Source organism: Arthrobacter sp. TmtSoilC48 (genome assembly GCF_059739425.1).
Window position 1 is genome coordinate 1,487,928 of record NZ_AP046049.1, and the last position, 17,283, is coordinate 1,505,210.

The 17,283-nt window shown below is 62.1% G+C and carries 14 protein-coding genes; 3 read left to right on the forward strand and 11 right to left on the reverse strand.

Translation table 11 applies throughout. The annotated features are described in order from the left end of the window. Positions 1-17 precede the first annotated feature (17 nt). The 6 genes from AC6I97_RS07130 to AC6I97_RS07155 form a co-directional block, all read right to left on the reverse strand. A complete protein-coding gene (locus AC6I97_RS07130; RefSeq protein ID WP_497944511.1) occupies positions 18-1,184 on the reverse strand; it encodes a Gfo/Idh/MocA family protein in 1,167 nt (388 codons plus the stop codon). Further along, positions 1,181-1,957 (reverse strand): ThuA domain-containing protein, encoded by a 777-nt coding sequence (locus AC6I97_RS07135; RefSeq protein WP_224088737.1) that lies wholly within the window; start codon positions 1,955-1,957, stop codon positions 1,181-1,183. Before AC6I97_RS07135 ends, AC6I97_RS07130 begins: the two co-directional genes overlap by 4 nt. A 27-nt stretch (positions 1,958-1,984) precedes the next feature. Continuing rightward, positions 1,985-2,842 carry a carbohydrate ABC transporter permease gene (locus AC6I97_RS07140; RefSeq protein WP_497944512.1) on the reverse strand — a complete coding sequence of 286 codons (858 nt, stop codon included), beginning with the start codon at positions 2,840-2,842 and terminating at the stop codon, positions 1,985-1,987. 7 nt (positions 2,843-2,849) lie between these two features. Further along, positions 2,850-3,851 (reverse strand): carbohydrate ABC transporter permease, encoded by a 1,002-nt coding sequence (locus AC6I97_RS07145; RefSeq protein ID WP_497944513.1) that lies wholly within the window; start codon positions 3,849-3,851, stop codon positions 2,850-2,852. Positions 3,852-3,861: 10 nt separating this feature from the next. Then, positions 3,862-5,100 carry a sugar ABC transporter substrate-binding protein gene (locus tag AC6I97_RS07150; RefSeq protein WP_497944514.1) on the reverse strand — a complete coding sequence of 413 codons (1,239 nt, stop codon included), beginning with the start codon at positions 5,098-5,100 and terminating at the stop codon, positions 3,862-3,864. Between the two features lie 97 nt (positions 5,101-5,197). Further along, a complete protein-coding gene (locus AC6I97_RS07155) occupies positions 5,198-6,220 on the reverse strand; it encodes a LacI family DNA-binding transcriptional regulator (RefSeq protein ID WP_224165245.1) in 1,023 nt (340 codons plus the stop codon). A 336-nt stretch (positions 6,221-6,556) separates the two neighbouring features. On the opposite strand from AC6I97_RS07155, the gene AC6I97_RS07160 reads away from it, so the two are divergent. The 3 genes from AC6I97_RS07160 (at position 6,557) to paaZ (ending at position 10,878) form a co-directional block, all read left to right on the forward strand. Beyond that, a complete protein-coding gene (locus tag AC6I97_RS07160) occupies positions 6,557-7,261 on the forward strand; it encodes a tyrosine-protein phosphatase (protein ID WP_497944515.1) in 705 nt (234 codons plus the stop codon). A 94-nt stretch (positions 7,262-7,355) separates the two neighbouring features. Beyond that, positions 7,356-8,569 (forward strand): IS3 family transposase gene (locus AC6I97_RS07165; protein WP_497944516.1). Its coding sequence is split into 2 segments (ribosomal slippage): positions 7,356-7,617 and positions 7,617-8,569, totalling 1,215 coding nucleotides; the frame shifts between segments, so codons are not numbered across the junction. Between the two features lie 209 nt (positions 8,570-8,778). Then, the gene (gene paaZ / locus AC6I97_RS07170; protein ID WP_497944517.1) at positions 8,779-10,878 is read left to right on the forward strand and encodes a phenylacetic acid degradation bifunctional protein PaaZ; all 2,100 of its coding nucleotides are present in this window, start codon (positions 8,779-8,781) and stop codon (positions 10,876-10,878) included. Between the two features lie 81 nt (positions 10,879-10,959). Here paaZ and AC6I97_RS07175 read toward each other — a convergent pair whose 3' ends face one another. The 5 genes from AC6I97_RS07175 to AC6I97_RS07195 form a co-directional block, all read right to left on the reverse strand. After that, complete coding sequence (locus AC6I97_RS07175; protein ID WP_497944518.1) at positions 10,960-11,985, reverse strand: LacI family DNA-binding transcriptional regulator; 1,026 nt, start codon at positions 11,983-11,985, stop codon at positions 10,960-10,962. After that, on the reverse strand, positions 11,972-12,943 hold the full coding sequence (locus tag AC6I97_RS07180; RefSeq protein WP_497944519.1) for a nucleoside hydrolase: 972 nt from the start codon (positions 12,941-12,943) through the stop codon (positions 11,972-11,974). Before AC6I97_RS07180 ends, AC6I97_RS07175 begins: the two co-directional genes overlap by 14 nt. Positions 12,944-12,947: 4 nt before the next feature. Beyond that, entirely contained in the window at positions 12,948-15,164 is a 2,217-nt protein-coding gene (locus AC6I97_RS07185; RefSeq protein ID WP_497944520.1) for an arylsulfatase, read from the reverse strand. 40 nt (positions 15,165-15,204) lie between these two features. Then, positions 15,205-16,560, reverse strand: a complete 1,356-nt coding sequence (locus AC6I97_RS07190) for an MFS transporter (RefSeq protein WP_497944521.1) — start codon at positions 16,558-16,560, stop codon at positions 15,205-15,207. Positions 16,561-16,870: 310 nt separating this feature from the next. Next, positions 16,871-17,278: a VOC family protein gene (locus tag AC6I97_RS07195; RefSeq protein ID WP_224088722.1), complete on the reverse strand. Its 408-nt coding sequence runs from the start codon at positions 17,276-17,278 to the stop codon at positions 16,871-16,873. Between the last annotated feature and the right edge of the window lie 5 nt (positions 17,279-17,283).

A 17,283-nucleotide genomic window follows, 5' to 3' on the forward strand; every position in this document is an offset into this window, starting at 1 on the left:
CACCCGCAGCTTCCGCGTCACAGCCGAACGCCTTCCCCCGCAAGCGCACTGCCTCCGGCAAGAGCACTGTCTCCGGCAAGCGCACTGCGAACCGATGTCCAGGACTTCAAGACCTCCAACACAGCGGGGTCCCGTTCGGCAAGGAGGGCCTGTTGGTACGAGTTCTCAAGCAGCGCATCCACGGAAACCCGGGCCCCGGACGAGGCACTCAGAATGGCCGCCTCCACCATGGCCAGGCTCATGATGTTCTGGTGCACCTGGCCCATTGGAGTGCTTCCAGTGCGGACTGCAGATACGAAGTCGCGCAGCGAGCCAGTGATTTCCTGGCCCGGATCGGAAGCACCGGGCCCCGGAGGAACAGGCGTCGAGGAAACAGGTTCGTTGTCCCCGTCCCACAAGACCGTGCCGTGCTCGCCGCTGATCCGCCATGAGGCGTTCCACGAGGTTTCCTGGCCCGGGCTGCACCAGCTTCCGTTGAACACGAAGCGCTCCCCGCCGGTCATTTCGAAGACGGCCGTGGCCCCGGCATCACCGCGGTACCAACTCCAGGAGGGGTTGTACTCCTCGCAGAAAACAGAAACGGGATCGGCGTCGAGCAGGAACCGGGCCATGTCGAACTGGTGGATGGCCATGTCCAATAGCAAGGGATGGTCCATGGCATCGCGGAAGCCGCCAAAATGAGGCGCCTTGAAGAATTCGGCAGAAACAATGCCAACACGGCCGAGAGACACGGACAGCCGCTTGGCTTCAAACAGCTGCCGGTTGTAGCGCCGGGACTGGCTGACCATGAACAGCTGGCCGTGAAGCTCAGCAGCTGCTGCCAACGACAGCCCTTGCGCCACCGTCGAGGCCACGGGCTTTTCGCCAAGGACCGGCAGGCCCGCAGCGAGTGCCTCGGTCGTGACCGGATGATGCGCGACTGGAACGGTGACGTTGATGACCGCTTGGGCTCCGGCGTCGGACGCCAGTGCCGCCGTGCCGGCACCTACCGGAAGGTCGGGACGGCCCAGAGAGGCTGCCGCTTCTGAGGCCGTGGCAAGGTCCAGATCCACGATGCCCACGAGCTCCACCAACGGTGACGCCTCAACGGTTCGAAGCCAGGCACGGCCCATGCCCCCGGCACCGACCACGACGACGCGAAGGGGAGTGCCGTCGTCGGGGATTGTGGCGAAAGGCGTGCTCACGCGTTGGCTCCTTGGTAGCTCTTGCCGTTGAAGAAGTCGTTGGTTTCATACCTGAGCAGCTCCGGGACGGCGCGCTCGGGACGGTCGGTGACGGCCCATTCCACGGCGTTGGCGATGACGCGACGGATGTCTTTGTGGTGATAGACGGGGTAGTCCTGGTCGCCGGGGCTGAAGAAGAAGATCTTGCCGTGGCCGCGCCGGAACGTGCAGCCGGAACGGAAGACTTCGCCTCCGCTGAACGAGCTGATGAACACCAGCTCCTCGGGCGTAGGGATATCGAAGAATTCGCCGTACATTTCCTGCTCGGGGATCACGATGGGGTGCGGCACGCCCTTGGCGATGGGGTGGGTCGGGTCCACTGTCCACACGAGCTCGCGATCATGTTCCGAGCGCCAGCGCAGGGTGCAGGTGGTGCCCATGAGCTTGGTGAAGATCTTGGACCAGTGCCCCGAATGGAGCACAATCAGGCCCATGCCCGCGAGGACCTGGCGGTGGACGCGTTCCACGATCTCGTCGTCAACGTCTGCATGGGACATGTGGCCCCACCAGGTGAGGACGTCGGTATTGGCGAGGACTTCCTCGGTGAGGCCGTGCTCGGGTTCGTCTAGAGTGGCGGTCCGGACCTCGACGGCGGAACCCAGGTTCTCCTCGATGCCCGCCTTGACTGCGCCGTGCATTCCCTCGGGATAGAGGCGTGCCACGAGTTCGTCCCGCTTCTCGTGCCGGTTTTCGCTCCAGACGGTGACGCGGATGGGCTTGCTTGTTTCAGGCATGGTTCTTTCCTTCTGATGAGTGACGGTCTACTTGACCGCGCCGCCGGTGGTGCCTGCGGCGATGTATTTTTGGGCCGCGACCAACAGGACGATGGCCGGGATGGAGGCGAGTACCGCCGTCGCCATCACTGAACTCCAGTCGTTCACGTAGGCGCCGATGTACTGGAAGATGCCCAGGGTGACCGGACGGACCGCTTCCGTGGTGGTGAGCGTCAATGCGAAGAGGAAGTCGCTCCAGGCGAACAGGAACGTAAAGAGTCCTGCGGTGATCAGCGAGTTCCGGCTCAGCGGAATCACGATCGACCAGAACGCCCGCACATGCCCCGCCCCGTCCACCCGCGCGGCCTCGATCACGGATGCCGGCATGCCGTTCATGAACGCCCGGATGATGAGGATGGCGAACGGAATTCCGTGTGCCGAGTCCGCGAGGATCAGGCCCGGAATGGAGTTGAGCAGCCCGAGGTCGTTGTACGCCGTGTACAGGGCGTTGGCCACTACGATGCCGGGGATCATCTGGCTGATCAGGATGGCGAACAGGACAACGCCTGCGCCGCGGACCTTGAAGTAGGCCAGCGCGTAGGCGGCCGGGGCTGCGATTGCCAGGCTCAATGCCACGCTGCCCAGGGAGATGACCAGGCTCGTGCCGAGGTTCCCGGCTTGCTCATTGATGGCTGTGGCATAGCCCGTGAAGTCGGGCTTCAAGGGCAACCACGAGGTTTCCAAGGTAGTGCCGTTGGGCTGCAGGGAGGCGTTGACCATCCAGTAGACCGGGAACAGCATGATTGCCAGGAAGAAGATAGCAAGCGCCGTGTAGCCCCAGTTCGTGCGTCCTGTTGCTTTTGATCTGCCAAGCCGGAGCGTGGGTGCTTTCAGTACGGTTGTCATGGTTTCCTCACTCATCCACAGCGCGTCGGCTTGCCCGCAGGTACAGGACCGCGAAGACCAGGGAAATGATGACCAGCACGTTGCCCAGGGCCGCGCCTTCGCCGAATTTGAATTCGTGGAAGGAGAGATCGTAGGACTGGGTGGCGATGGTCTGGGTCGAGTTCGCCGGGCCACCGTTGGTCAGGCCCAGGATGATGTCCAGCACCTTGAGGGTGTAGACGACGCCGAGAACCAGCACCACGCTCACTACCGGCCGGAGCATCGGCCACGTGATATGCCGGAACGCCTTCCAACCCGTGGCGCCATCGAGTGACCCGGCCTCATACAGCTCATCCGGGATCTCCTGCAGGCCGCCGTAGAGGATGGTCAGGTTGAACGGGATGCCAATCCAGATGTTCACCCCCACCACAGCGATCAAAGCCAACGAGGTACTGGTCAGCCACGGAACGCCGGTATCGACGATGCCCAGATCGCCCAGGAAACGGTTGAGTGCGCCGCTGTCCTTGTCCAGGATCCAACGCCACACGGCACTGGAGACGATCAAGGGAAGGAGCCACGGCAGCAGGAGCAGCGACCGCAGGATGCCGTTGAGCGGGAACTTGCGTTGGAAAAAGATCGCCAACGCCAGCCCGATCACGAACTGCCCCAGGATGGAACCTATCGTGAACAGTGCGGTGTTCAGCAGCGAGGTGGAAAACAACGACGACGACAAGACAGTTACGTAGTTGGCCAACCCTACCCATGGGGCTTCTCCGGTGAAGAAGGTGGCCGTGGTGTAGTCCTGGAAACTCATGACGACGTTCTTGACCACCGGGTAGCCAAAGAACAGCGCCATGTAGACCACGGCAGGGACCAGGAAGAGCCACTGGAAGATGCGCTCGCGACGTTGGCGGGTCCGGCGTCGTGGTTTCTGCGCTTCTATAGACGAGCCTGCCGGGCGGCCGTCCTTTGCCTTGGCCTTTCCGGTGGAACGTGCCGCTGTTTGCGACAAATCTGTTGTCAATGACATGGCTCGCCGCTTACTGGCCTTGCGCTTGCTTGAGGGCATCAGCCGGGGAGGCGTTACCGGTCAGGGCTGTTTGGATTGCGGTGTAGATCTTGGTTGCCTGGGCGGGCCATTCTGTACCGAGCTCGCCGGTGCGGGCCCGGGCCGTCTTGATCAGCTCCGTGAACGTAGCAAGCTTCGGGTTTTCGGTGGCGAACTTATCCGCCAGCGTGGTCTTGGAAGGAATGGTGTTGCGGACCTTGGCCATGGCCATCTGGTTCTCGTCGCTGTTCAGGCAGGCAACCACTTCTGCAGCCTTGGCCTGGCGTGCCTTGTTACCGGTCTGGGGGACCGTCCACACCTCGCCACCCAGCGGGGCAACGGACGTCTGGCCGGCTTCACGAACGGGGATCTTGACCACGCCGTACTGCAGAGTGGGCTGCTTATCCAGGGCCGGAATCTGCCACGGGCCGTTGACCATCATGGCTGCTTTGCCGGCCATGAACTGGTCCTTGACATCGGCCTGGGTCCAGTTGAGGGCGGAGGAAGAGACGGAGCCGCTCTTGACCAAGTCGGTCCAGAGCTGCAGTGCTTGCTCGGTCTCCTTGGTGTCGATCTTCTTCTCGTCGCCGCCGTTGGACCACATGACCGGGAGGAACTGCCAGGTGCCTTCATACGTGGGGTTGGCATTGAACGCGAGCCCGTACTGGTCGCCCGCAGTGAGCTTCGCGCTTGCTGCCTTCAGCTCATCCCAGGTGGTGGGCGGGGTGACGCCAGCCTTGGAAAGGATGTCCTTGTTGTAGAACAGGGCAATGGTGTTCACGGTGGGAGCCAGCCCGTACACCTTGTCCTTGTAGGTGCCTGCGCTCAGGACACCCTCGGCGAAGTTGTCAGTGCTGACTTTGAAGTCTGCCAAGGGAGCCAAGGCGCCGGTGGCGGCAATCTGCTGGAGATCCGGATTATCCAGCATGAGCACGTCCGGAAGCGTCTTGGAGGAGGACTGCTGGAGCACCTTGGAGATCAGGGACTTGCCCGGAACGGTCTCCCGCTTGATGGTGACACCTGCCTGGGTGCCGCACTTGGTAAGGGCGTCACCGATGAAGGACTTGTCGGGCTCGTTGTTGTAGTAGTCCATCACGGAAATTTCGGTGACGGCCTCCGACGACGAAGCTGCAGTGGAGGTCCCGCAGGCTGAGAGGGCCAAGGGGAGGCCGACCAATGCAGCGACGGCGAGGGCAAGAGGACGACGGGTTGTCCTTTGTGCTGACTTCATTGTCTGTTCCTTTTTTCTGGGGGTTGAGTTATCGATGCGTATCGACGATGCGTATCGATGAATTCGGAAACTGTAGTACAGGGTGCTTTGAGAGGGTTTAGCTGCCGTGGGGTGGACGCAGCGTGCTGGCACGGTGCGTAATGACCGTGGGTACCAATTCCAGGGATTCGGTTGGTCCCTGGTTTTCGGTTTCGAGGAGATCGCAAATAATCTTCACCGCACGGCGGGATACTTCGGCCGGGCGGAGGTCAATGGTGGAAAGGGGGACGGGCTGAAGCTCAGCCAAGGTGGGGGAAGCGCTGCCGATGACTGAGACATCCGTGCCAGGAGTCAGGCCGCGGCTGGTCAGGACGCGTCGAAGAACGTCCTGAACGGTGCCGTCCGGAGCGATAAACGCAGGTACTCCGGTGGTCTCCGCCAAGGCTTTGTCCACGGATTCCGCGATCGCTTCGCGATCAGTTCCGCCAGGGAGGTGAAGCACTTTGACGCCCAGGCTTTGGGCGGCTTTGTCGGTGCCGGACATGAACCGCTCAACGTAGTTCACGTGGCGGTCTACCACTTCCGGCTGCCAGTCAAGGACGGAGATGACTTCATGGCCTGCCGCGGCGAGGTCCTGGACGCATTGTTCTCCGGCCATTTCAAAGTCGGCATCAATGCAAACCAAACCGGAAGGATCATGCGGGATGCCGATCAGCACCACGGGAACGTGGAGGCTGCGGACCACCGGGAGGCGTTCGTCGTCGCCTTCCACCTGCATCAGGATCAGGCCGTCGCAGATCTGCTGGCCCACCACACGCTGCAGCCCAGGTGCGCCCTCATCCTCAGTGACCAGCAGGATGTCGTGGTCATAGAGGCGGGCGGTGTTGGCGATCACGGAGACGAACTCCATGATCGATGCCATGTGCAACTCGGGGATGAAAGGGATAACGAGGCCGATTACGCGCGTCCTGCGGCTGGCAAGTGCGCGGGCTCCTGCATTTGGCTGGTAGGTCAGCTGCTGGATGGCGTCCTCCACCTTTTTCCGCGTTTTCTCGGAGATGGGCCGCTTGCCGCTGAGAACATAGGAAACCGTGCTCTGTGCAACGCCGGCGGCCTGGGCAACGTCCTTGCTGGTGGGCATGTCCCGGCCTCCTTGCGCTCTCTGCTGAACGGTCTGCGTGTGGTTCTGTGCTGCTCTGTGGTGCTCTGTGCTGCTGGTGTTGCGTGCTTTGTTGTTCGTGTGCGTGCTTTGTTCGTGTCGTCGATACGTATCGTCGATGCGCATCGAGAACGAGTATGACATGAGTCACTCGCCCCGCGCAATACCCCCATTCCGTCCCTCTCTCACATCCACCGCCCTTTCACCGGATGTTCTCTCATTTCCTCACGCCTTTCGGCGGATGTTCTCTCATTTCCTCACGCCTTTCGGCGGATGTTCTCTCACATCGCCCCGGACGAATGTGCTTAGCTGGCTCCTATGGACGGGACAGCACCGCAGTTAGGCGTCCACTGGGATGGCGCCGTGAACGCCTGGCGGATCGCGGGGGGTGTGTACAGGATGGGTCGCCACGAGTGGGTTACCGAAGTTGGGTGGCGCCAAATGTACGACGACGGCATCCGCACTGTCATCGATTTGCGCGCCTCGGGCGAGCGGCGGCAACGCGACACCGATCCCGAGGTGCCGTACGACGTGAAGGCTCGAATCGACGTCGTGCATTGCCCCACGGAGGACCCGGACCGTAGCGATTTTGGCGAGCTCTTCGGCCCGTACCTGAAGGACCCGGCGCGGTACGGCGAGTATGTGGGGCTGTTTGCCGGGAAGATTGCGGCCGTCTTCAAAGCCATCGCGGCCGCGCCTGGCAAGGTCGTGATTCACTGCTCGGCGGGCAGGGATCGCAGCGGGGTGATCGCACTCATGCTGCAACGTTTGGCCGGTATTGGTGATGACGAAATCCTGCGCGGCTATGAACTTGCGGCGCGGGGGATCAATGAGCGGCACCGTACCCACGGGGCACCGCATGCGCACGATCCCTACCTTTCAGACGAGGAGTTTGAGGCCTGGTTGGAGCAGAAGCGGGCTGGCGTGAGGGCCTTCTTGGGTTCGCTGGAAGTCGAATCGTTCCTGACGGGGAATGGGGTCACCGCTGCAGAACTGGCGGCGATCCGCGTCAAGCTGCAGTGATGTGAGAGAACGATGGACCAAAACGTGCGGTATGTGAGAGAACGATTGCGGCCGTATGGTTTTCTGAGACAGCTTGATGGGAGATTCGTTTCAGATGACCACGCCCAGAAGAAAATATGATGCCGCTTTCCGTGAGGAAGCGGTGCGGCTGGTGCTGTCCACGAACCGTTCGGTGAAGCAGGTCGCCGAGGAGATCGGGGTGAAGGAAAGCACGCTGGGGAACTGGCTTCACCGACATCGGGAACGTCAACCAAATGCCCCTGTCCCGTCCGAGGACAGGGGCCCGGTTGCCTGGGAAGAACACCAAAAGGCCTTGGCCGAGAACGCCAGGTTGAAGGCCGAGGTCGAGTTCCTGGGAAAAGTCAGCGCCTTCTTTGCCGCGAAGCAAAAGTAGAGGATTTCTACGAGTTCATCGAAGCGGAGAAGGCCAACCATTCAGTGGTGTGGCTGTGCCGGGCATTGAAGGTTTCCCGGGCCTCGTTCTATCGGTGGCGCAACCCCGCCGGGCCCTCACCACGTGCCGTGCGGCATGAGGATCTGGTCACCGCGGTCACCGACCTCTATACGAAGGAGGAAGGCCGTGCCGGACGGGACCAGTTGGCCTTGTTGCTGAACGCGGCCGGGACCAAGGTCTCCGCCCCAACCGTCGGAGCCATCATGCGCGAGACCGGTCTGCGTGCCATCCGAACTCGGGCCTGGAAACAGACCACGGTCCAGGACCCGCAGGCCAAGACCGCCCACATCGAGAACCACATGCTCGACACCGACGGCAAACGCGACTTCACCTCCACCGTGCCCGGGACCCGTCTGGTCGGCGATATCACCTACCTGCGCACCGGCGAAGGCTGGCTCTACCTGGCCACCGTCATCGATCTGTTCTCCGGCATGGTCATTGGCTGGTCCATGGCCGGACACATGCGTGCGAGCCTGTGCACCGCGGCCCTGCAGATGGCCCGGAACCACGGCCGCTTCGCCGAGGATTCTGTGGTCTTCCACTCCGACCGCGGCGCCCAGTACACCTCTGAGGAATTCCAGCAATGGTGCGGCACCAACGCGGTCACTCAGTCCATGGGCAAGGTAGGGGTGTGCTGGGACAACGCGGTCGCCGAGAACTTCTTCTCCCACCTCAAAACCGAGTTCTACCACCACCACCGCTTCGGTTCCAGGCTCGCCGCCCGGACCGCCGTGATGGACTACATCGAGGGCTGGTACAACCGCCGCCGACCCAACCGCCGGGCCGGCGGCGCACCACCCGTAACAGCCCACACCGCTTACCAAACCACCGTTCAGGGACCCCTGGCCGCCTAACCAACAACAACGAGAACTGTCTCAAAAACTTGACGAGCGCAGATGGCCCAAAACGGGCGGTATGTGAGAGAACGAGGAAATTCCTGCTGTACTCCTCCGGGCATTCATGTACCCTGTATATATTACCGAACGGCCGGTCAGTAATGTTTGTGCTCCCGCAGACCCAATGACCGAGCCGATTTCACGTGCCTTGGAAGGACCCGTCGACGATGACCACTACCGCAGTCGCCCCGGAAACCACAGCCGTTGCAACCGTCCCCAGCTATGTCCAGGATGCTTGGTGGACTCCCGCTCCCGACGCAAAAACCGTCCCGGTCCGTGATGCCAGCACCGGAGAAGTCCTGGCCAACGTCAGCACCGACGGACTGGACATTGCCGCCGTCGTACATCACGGCCGCACCACCGGCCAGGCCGAGCTTGGAAAGCTGACCTTCCACCAGCGTGCGCTCAAGCTCAAAGAACTTGCCATGTACCTCAACGGCCGGCGCGAAGAGCTCTACGAGTCCTCGTCCCAGTCCGGCGCCACCAAGATCGACAACATGATCGACATTGACGGCGGCATCGGCGTTCTCTTCACTTTTGGGTCCAAGGGTCGCCGCGAACTGCCCAATTCGCAGGTTGTGGTGGATGGGCCGATGGAGGTGCTGTCCAAGGACGGTTCATTCGCCGGTGAGCACATTTACACCCGTATTCCTGGTGTCGCGGTGCAGATCAACGCCTTCAATTTCCCGGTCTGGGGCATGCTGGAGAAGTTCGCGCCCGCCTTCCTGGCCGGTGTTCCCACCATCGTCAAGCCCGCCACCCCAACGGGCTACGTTGCAGCGGCTGCCGTCAAGGCGATCGTCGAGTCCGGCATCCTGCCCGCGGGATCCCTTCAGCTGATTTCCGGCTCCGCCCGGACCATCCTGGACGAACTGGATTACCGCGACCTCGTCTCCTTTACGGGCTCGGCGTCCACGGCCAACTCGCTGAAATCGCACCGCAACGTGGTCCAGGGTGGTGTCCGCTTCACCTCCGAGACGGACTCGCTCAACGCCGCCATCCTCGGCCCTGACGCCGTTCCAGGCACTCCGGAATTCGACGCATTTGTCCGGGCTGTCGTCACCGAAATGACCGTCAAAGCCGGCCAGAAGTGCACCGCCATCCGCCGCGTGATCGTTCCGAAGGAGCTGATTTCCGACGTCTCCGCCGCCATCGGTGCACGCATCAACGAGCGTGTCGTCGTTGGCGACCCCCGCGCCGAGGGCGTCACCATGGGCGCCCTGGCTTCGCTGGAGCAGCTCGCCGACGTCCGCGCGGCCGTTCAGTCAATGCTCGACGCCGGTGGTGAGCTTGCGTACGGAACGCTCGATTCGCCGTCGGTCACTTCCGTCGGCGGCAGGGTGGGCGTCGTGGAAGACGGCGCGTTCATGTCTCCTGTACTCCTCAGCTGGGCAGACGCGGAAGCCGAAGAAGTCCACTCACTTGAAGCGTTTGGCCCCGTGTCCTCGGTAATCGGATACTCGGATCTTGCCGACGCCATCCGCCTCGCAGCCCGCGGTTCGGGCTCACTGGTTGCTTCCGTGTGCACCAACGATCCTTCCGTGGCGCAGGAGCTGGTGCTCGGTATCGCAGCGCACCACGGCCGCGTCCACATGCTCAACCGTGAAGACGCGCGCTCGTCCACCGGTCATGGTTCCCCGGTCCCGCACCTGGTTCACGGCGGTCCCGGCCGCGCAGGTGGCGGCGAGGAATTGGGCGGTATCCGCTCGGTATTACACCACATGCAGCGCACCGCCATCCAGGGCTCGCCGAACATGCTCACCGCCGTCACCGGCCAGTGGCACACGGGCGCTGACCGCAACTTCACCGTGGAAACCGAAGGCGAGCACCCTTTCCGGAAGCACCTCTCGACGCTGAGGATCGGCGACGCCGTTCGCTCCGATCTGCGCCAGGTGACCCTCGAGGACATCACGGCCTTCGCCAACTCCACGGGCGATACGTTCTACGCGCACACCAACCAGGAAGCAGCCGAGGCCAATCCCTTCTTCCCCGGAATTGTTGCCCACGGGTACCTCCTCCTGAGCTGGGCTGCCGGGCTGTTCGTTGAGCCCGCGCCGGGTCCTGTGCTGGCCAACTACGGCTTGGAGAATCTGCGCTTCATCACGCCAGTTGCAGCTGGCGACTCCATCCGCGTCACGTTGACCGCCAAGAAGATCACGCCACGCGAGACCGACGAATATGGCGAGGTTGCCTGGGATGCCGTGCTGACGAACCAGAACGACGAGATCGTAGCCACGTACGACGTCCTGACCCTCGTGGAGAAGTAACCCCACATTAAAAGCAACGCGGGGTCACTTAGGGCCTATGTTGACAGCCAACATGGGCCCTAAGTGACCCCGCGTTGCAGTTTAACCGGCGCTTGATTCCCGAAGAGTCAACCCGGGCGCGAAGTCGCGTTCTTTCGGGGGCAGGCCTTGAATTGCATCGATCAAGGCGTCAGCCATGGCAGCGCCCTGAAGGTTGAGCTTGGTGCCGACCGTCGTGAGCCTTGGCCGCAATTGCTCGGCCAACTGGACTTCCTCGCACGCAACAAGGCCGATTCGCCCGGGCGTGGCCAATCCAGCGTCGGCCAATGCGGACATTGCCCCCAAAGCCACGGAAACACTGGACGCCACGATGCCTTCCGGGTTGTCGGGGCCGGAAAGTAAGCGCTGCGTGGCGCCGCGGGCCGCGTCGGTGCTGTACTCGGTGCGGACAATGAGGTCCTCTGCATCTTCATGCCCGGCCTCGCTGCAGGCACGGAGAAAGCCAAGGGTCAGGAACGGCGACAGCACGGACGATTCGCTCCCGCCGAGCAGCGCCACGGGCCAACGCCCTTGGTCCAGCAAATGCTTGGTGGCTTGGTAGGCAACGGATTCGTAATCCGTGGTCAGAACCAGCGCACCCGTCCCGGCAAGCTGCGGAGTGCCAAGCAGAACCTTCGTACCACGGTCCTCGGCCTCCTCAATGGCGGCACGCACAGCGGCCGTATCGATGTCGTCACCTGTTGCCAAAATGACACCGTCAACTCCCTGCAAAGGCAGGGATTCCAGGAGCCGCTCAAGGCGGGTGATGCTGTGGTCAAGGTCGCAGAGAAGGACGCTGTAACCGCGTCCTTCTGCGGCATGGGCAACGGCCTTTGCCAGCTGGCTGTGGAAGGGCTGGGCGATATCGCCCACCAACAATGCGATGGTGTTGGAACGTCCACTGCGCAGGCTGCGGGCCGCGCTGTTCAGCACATAGTTCAGCTGGGCGACGGCGTCCATCACCTTGGTGCGCGTCTCCTCCGCAACAGTCGATGGGGCGGTAAAAACACGCGAAACTGTGGCGCGGGAGACGCCGGCCGCCCGCGCCACATCGAGCATGGTTGCTGGTGCCGCGCTACTTACCGTCATGGGATCTGATGGTATCGAGAAACAGCGCCGCGTAGCGACGTCCGTCGACACCGAGGGCGACGTCGATGCTGTCGCGGCTTAGGTAGCCGTGTGGCAGCGTGGTCTCGGAGGCCTTTGTCCGGCGATCGACGACGGTCTGCCCCCGGGTCAAGGGGTTTGAGAGGCTGACTTCAACCCGATGGCGATGGGTCACAAGGCCTTCGGGATCGATCACGGCACAGACGGCCCCGGCGTCACCGATGCCTGCCGATCCGGGCGAAGTCAGCCGGAAATCATCCGCATTAACCTTCGCCAGATGAGTCAGAAGATGACCGCTGAGCCGGCATCCGGCGTCGTCGGATTCCCTCAGCAGCTCAATGTCGGGTGCCTCGATCGCTACGGAATAGAACACGTCCAGTCCGTACATGGTGATTGGCAAGCCACTGCTGATGACGATCTGGGCTGCCTCGGGATCGTGCCACACGTTGAACTCGGCCACGGGCGACGCGTTGCCCACTGACGCCGATCCACCCATGAAAACGATCTTCCCGATATTCGCCGCAACTTCCGGGTAGGTCCGCAGCAGCAGGGCAATGTTCGTCATCGGGGCGAGGGGCACCAAAGTGACAGGCTCAGGACTGGAGAGGATCTCGCGCCGCAAAAGTTCGACGGCGTGAATCGCCTCAGGCTTTCTGGCTGACGGTTCCCAGCCAAGATCGGCCATCCCGTCCCCGCCATGGACGTGGCCGGCGTCGCGGGGTTCTTCGAGCAGGGGCCTGGCAGCCCCCGCAGCCACCGGTACACCCGTGGCGCCGACAGCGTCCAGGACCGTCAACGTGTTTCGAACTACTCCTTCCAAACTGGTGTTTCCAGCAACGCAGGTGACGGCGCGCAGGTTCCAGTCAGGGTGGCGGGCAGCGAACATGAGGGCGAGAGCGTCGTCCACCCCTGTGTCCACATCAAGAATCAGTTGTCCCATGGTTCTACTCCGTGGATTCAATGAGCTCGGCGAGATCCTCGAGGTCCGGGGTGTCCCTGAACCGCAACACTACGCGATCCATCGCTGCCTCAGGGAAGGCAAACGGTGCCTCGTACTCCGCGGAAACTGTACTGACCGGGTCCGAGCCGATGTCCATGCCCCAGAACGACAGGTGGCTGGACGTGCCGCTGATTGTCGCTGCAGCAACCACCTGATCCCCATGGAGCAGTTCTGCCAGCGCTGCCCTGTCGTCCAGGGGAGTCAGGCGCAGGCCCACTGCCTGCGGTCCGCCGGACAAGGCAGTGTCAGACTTCAGCACATCGCGGGCGCCCAAGGCATGGTGTTCGAAGATCAGGACATCGTTGCGAACGTAGAGCACGTAGCCGCCTTGTTGGTTGCCGCTGGAAATTAAGACCCCTTCCATTCCCGGGTTGAATTCCCGGAGGTGGATGGTGAACTGAAGGGCTCGGTCGCTGCCCGTGATGGCGCTGGCCAACGGGACGTGGCTCTGGCCCGCCCTGAAAACGATCTCCTTGCGATTGACCAAGCCAGCCGGACCCCGGGCAGTGAGCAGCTCTACCAGGGTTCGGTCGTCCAGGGGGAACGCACCTATTTGCTCCGCCTGCTCCCACCAGAGTTTTTGTAGGGTTCGAAGCTTTTCCGGCTCGGCCCCGGCGAGGTCGTGCGCTTCGGCGAAATCTTCCCGGGTGTTGTACAGGCGCCAATCGTCCTGCTCGTAGTCCTGTCCGTGAAGATGTGCCGTCACGGCTTTCCACTCACCATGGCGGATTGCACGGTGGCCCAGCATCTCCCAGAATTGCGTTTCGCGGGGCTCCTTCACGGCTGCATCGACGAACGTCGCAACTGCCGACCCGCCGTCGAACGTTGTATCAGTCTCTATGTTGGCTGCATCCAGGAGGGTGGGCGTGATGTCGATGGCGTGCAGGAACTGGTTCCTGACCTCTCCCGCCTTGGCGATCCCCGCCGGCCAGGAAACGACCAGCGGCGAACGTACGCCGCCAAGGTCAACGAACTGCTTGTAACGGCGGAACGGCGTGTTGCCCGCCATGGCCCAACCCTCCGGATAGTGGGCGCCACCCAGGGGGCCGCCGAGCTGAGGCAGCAAGCTGACCTGCTCGACGGCGGGCCTGCGGACGCCCGAATACGGCGCGTTGCAATCGACATCGCCCGTGGGGCCGCCCTCGCGGGATGCACCATTGTCCGACATGACCAGGACGATGGTGTTCTCGTAAAGGTCCATCGCCCTCAACGCTTGAACAACACGGCCAATTTGGGCATCAGCGTGCTCAAGGAAACCGGCGAAGGCAGCTTGCAGGTGGGTGAAGACATCCTGTTCGGTACTGCTCAACTCCTCCCACGCGCGGACGTCTGCCAGCCGTTCCGTGAGTGCCGTGCCGTCCGGCACGACGCCTAGTTCCACCTGCCGCTTCAGCCTGTCGCTGCGGGTTTTGTCCCAGCCCTTGGTGAAGACATCGATGTACTTTTCGATGTACGCCCTCGGCGCTTGGAAGGGGGCATGGGTGGCCCCCAAAGCCAACTGGAGGAAGAACGGAGCGTGCGGACGGTACGTGGAGTGGTCCTTGAGGAAACGGATTGACTGTTGGGCCAGGTCCTCGCTGAGGTGGTAGCCCTCCCGGGCGGGTGGTTCAATGCTGTGGTTGTCGGCCACCAGCTCGGGGGAGTACTGGTCCGTGCAGCCATCCAGGAAACCGTAGAAGCGGTCGAAGCCACGGTTCAGCGGCCAGTTGTGGAAGGGCCCGGCCGGCGTGAGTTCGTTCAAAGGCGCAAGGTGCCACTTACCGGCCAGATAGGTTCCGTAGCCGTTCCTGCGCAGTATCTCCGGGAGCATAGGCACGTCCGGACGGACGCAGCCGCGCGAGTTGGGGAAGCCAGTGTCTGCATCGGCCAGGAACCGCATGCCTACAGAGTGGTGGTTGCGGCCCGTGAGCAGGCTCGCCCTGGTTGGGGAGCACAGAGGGGTGACGTGGAAGTTGGTGTACCTGAGTCCTTCCCCGGCCAGTCCATCGATGACAGGCGTGTTGATTTCGGAGCCAAAGCAGCCGAAGTCCGACCATCCGGTGTCATCAAGTATGACCATGAGAATGTTGGGTTGTGAGCCGTCGGCTGCTTGCTGCTCGGGCCACCAAGCCTCGGATTCGGCAACTGTGGTGCCGATGCGGCCGGGAAATTCCTGCTGCATTGCTGCGGTTCCGTTCTGTTTCGGGACGTGTTTGTTTGCTTTAGAGCTGGGAAGCAGCCACGGACGCGGGCGATGCCTGGGAAACATGGACCACCTGGGTCTTGCGGGACGTCAGGTATAGCGCGCAGCCGAGGGCGACAAGCGCAACCAGCATGAGATATCCGGAGATGCTCCACGTGGCGCCGCCGGCGTTGTTTTGGAGGGCCTGGGCGATCAGCGGGCCGAATCCGCCACCGATTACCGTGGCCACCTGGAAACCAATGGACATTCCGGTGTATCGGACCTTCGGGTCCAGGACTGCGGCGAAGAGCGTGGCCTGCTGGCTGAACAGCATTCCCACTATGAGTCCGTTCGCGGACATCACCAAGAACAGGGCCAGGACGCTCTTGGTCTCCATGAGCCAGAACATGGGAAAGGCCCACAGCGCCAACGCCACGGTGGCGGTAACCAGAACCCGTCGTGGGCCGAAGCGGTCAGAGATGATGCCGGAAACGGGCGTGATGATGAGGTTGGTGACGGAAGAGGCAATGTTGGCCATCAAGGCTACCGTGGGGCTGATGCCCAGCGTGGTTGTAGCGAAGCCGATGATGAAGACGCCCTGCATGAAGCCCAGCGTGGTGTCGCTGACATGCACGCCAATCATCGCTAGTATCTGCTTCGGGTAGCGGCGCAGCGCAACGACCAGGGGCAGCTTTTCCTTGGCCGCAGGCGTGGCCACGGTCTTCTCGAAGTCCGGCGTTTCCGTGATTTTCAGACGCAGGATCAATCCAAAGATCACCAGGACTGTGCTCAGCAGGAACGGGATACGCCATCCCCAAGCGAGCAGCTCTGCCCGGGACAGTGTGCCCGTGAGAATTGCTACGACGCCGCTGGAGAGAATAACGCCGATGGGAGCGCCGGCCTGGACCAGGCTGCCGAAGAAGCCGCGCTTGGCTTCCGGTGCATGCTCGACGGCGAGCAGTGCAGCGCCGCCCCATTCGCCGCCGAGGCCTATGCCCTGGAGGAAACGAAGTGAAACCAGCATGATCGGTGCCCAGACCCCAACTTGTGAGTAGGTGGGTAACAGGCCGATGCCCACGGTGACGAATCCCGTTAGGAAGAACGTGAAGAGCAGCATCTTCTTACGGCCAACGCGATCACCGAGGTGCCCGATGACGATGCCGCCAAGAGGCCTCGCAACGAATCCGACGGCGAACGTACTCAGTGAGAGGACGGCAGCCAGGCCGGGGTCGCCGCTGGGGAAGAAGACAGCCCCGAAAACGAGTGCCGCCATGGGGCCGTAGACGAAAAAGTCGTAGTACTCCAGCACCGAACCGATAGTGCTGGCACTGGCGGCAGTCCACGGTGAAGTCTTCGTGGGGGCCTTTGACGCATGGGTTGTATGTGGGGGGTTCATGTTAATCCTCGTCGCTTAACTGTAGCCATGGGATCGATCTCATCCTCTTCCCCAATAGACACCTTGTTTGTGATGAGATCGATCCCATCACGTTAGGTGATGTCCGTCACGCGTGTCAAGGGGTGTGCGCATGAGGTTCAAAACCGGTCCTCTCTCACATCCCACTGCTTTTTCCCGGTTCCCCGCTCACATCCCGCGCGCTTCTTTCGGTTCCTCTCTCACATCCCGACCTGTTTTAGCGGTTGTTCCTTCAGATAACGACGAAGCGCGTCCCCCATGCAGGGGGACGCGCTTTGTCTTGAGGGGTTGGTTAAAGCTGGTATTCGGCTTGTTGGCCGAGCGTCTCATGGATGCACAGAACGTTGTTCTCGGTATCCATGAACCAAGCGCACTTCTCTGCGTCGGTGGTGCAAATATGGTTATCGGTCTTGAGCTCAGGCTCGTCGTAATCCTGGAATTTGACGCCTTGGGCTTCCATCTCCGCAACAGTCCGCTCGATGTCCTCGACCTCAAAGCTCATGGCGGTATGACCGGAGTGCTTACCGTCCGTGACCGGCAACAACTGCAGCATAGGGCCGCCGTCGTTGCCAAATAGATCATTTCCGTCCCATGTCCTGCCGCGATGCGGAAGGCCGAGCTTTTCCGCGTAGAACTTTCTTGCGCGGCTCAGGTCATCGACAGGCAGGACAGTTGTGGCTGTGTTAAGGGCTAGATGCATTTGGC

What these genes read in the sequence shown, in the direction of transcription:
- AC6I97_RS07135 (WP_224088737.1), bottom strand. Translation starts at nt 1,957, where the DNA reads ATGCCTGAAACAAGCAAGCCCATCCGCGTCACCGTCTGGAGCGAAAAC.
- AC6I97_RS07140 (WP_497944512.1), bottom strand. Translation starts at nt 2,842, where the DNA reads ATGACAACCGTACTGAAAGCACCCACGCTCCGGCTTGGCAGATCAAAA.
- AC6I97_RS07145 (WP_497944513.1), bottom strand. Translation starts at nt 3,851, where the DNA reads ATGTCATTGACAACAGATTTGTCGCAAACAGCGGCACGTTCCACCGGA.
- AC6I97_RS07150 (WP_497944514.1), bottom strand. Translation starts at nt 5,100, where the DNA reads ATGAAGTCAGCACAAAGGACAACCCGTCGTCCTCTTGCCCTCGCCGTC.
- AC6I97_RS07155 (WP_224165245.1), bottom strand. Translation starts at nt 6,220, where the DNA reads ATGCCCACCAGCAAGGACGTTGCCCAGGCCGCCGGCGTTGCACAGAGC.
- AC6I97_RS07160 (WP_497944515.1), top strand. Translation starts at nt 6,557, where the DNA reads ATGGACGGGACAGCACCGCAGTTAGGCGTCCACTGGGATGGCGCCGTG.
- paaZ (WP_497944517.1), top strand. Translation starts at nt 8,779, where the DNA reads ATGACCACTACCGCAGTCGCCCCGGAAACCACAGCCGTTGCAACCGTC.
- AC6I97_RS07175 (WP_497944518.1), bottom strand. Translation starts at nt 11,985, where the DNA reads ATGACGGTAAGTAGCGCGGCACCAGCAACCATGCTCGATGTGGCGCGG.
- AC6I97_RS07180 (WP_497944519.1), bottom strand. Translation starts at nt 12,943, where the DNA reads ATGGGACAACTGATTCTTGATGTGGACACAGGGGTGGACGACGCTCTC.
- AC6I97_RS07185 (WP_497944520.1), bottom strand. Translation starts at nt 15,164, where the DNA reads ATGCAGCAGGAATTTCCCGGCCGCATCGGCACCACAGTTGCCGAATCC.
- AC6I97_RS07190 (WP_497944521.1), bottom strand. Translation starts at nt 16,560, where the DNA reads ATGAACCCCCCACATACAACCCATGCGTCAAAGGCCCCCACGAAGACT.
- AC6I97_RS07195 (WP_224088722.1), bottom strand. Translation starts at nt 17,278, where the DNA reads ATGCATCTAGCCCTTAACACAGCCACAACTGTCCTGCCTGTCGATGAC.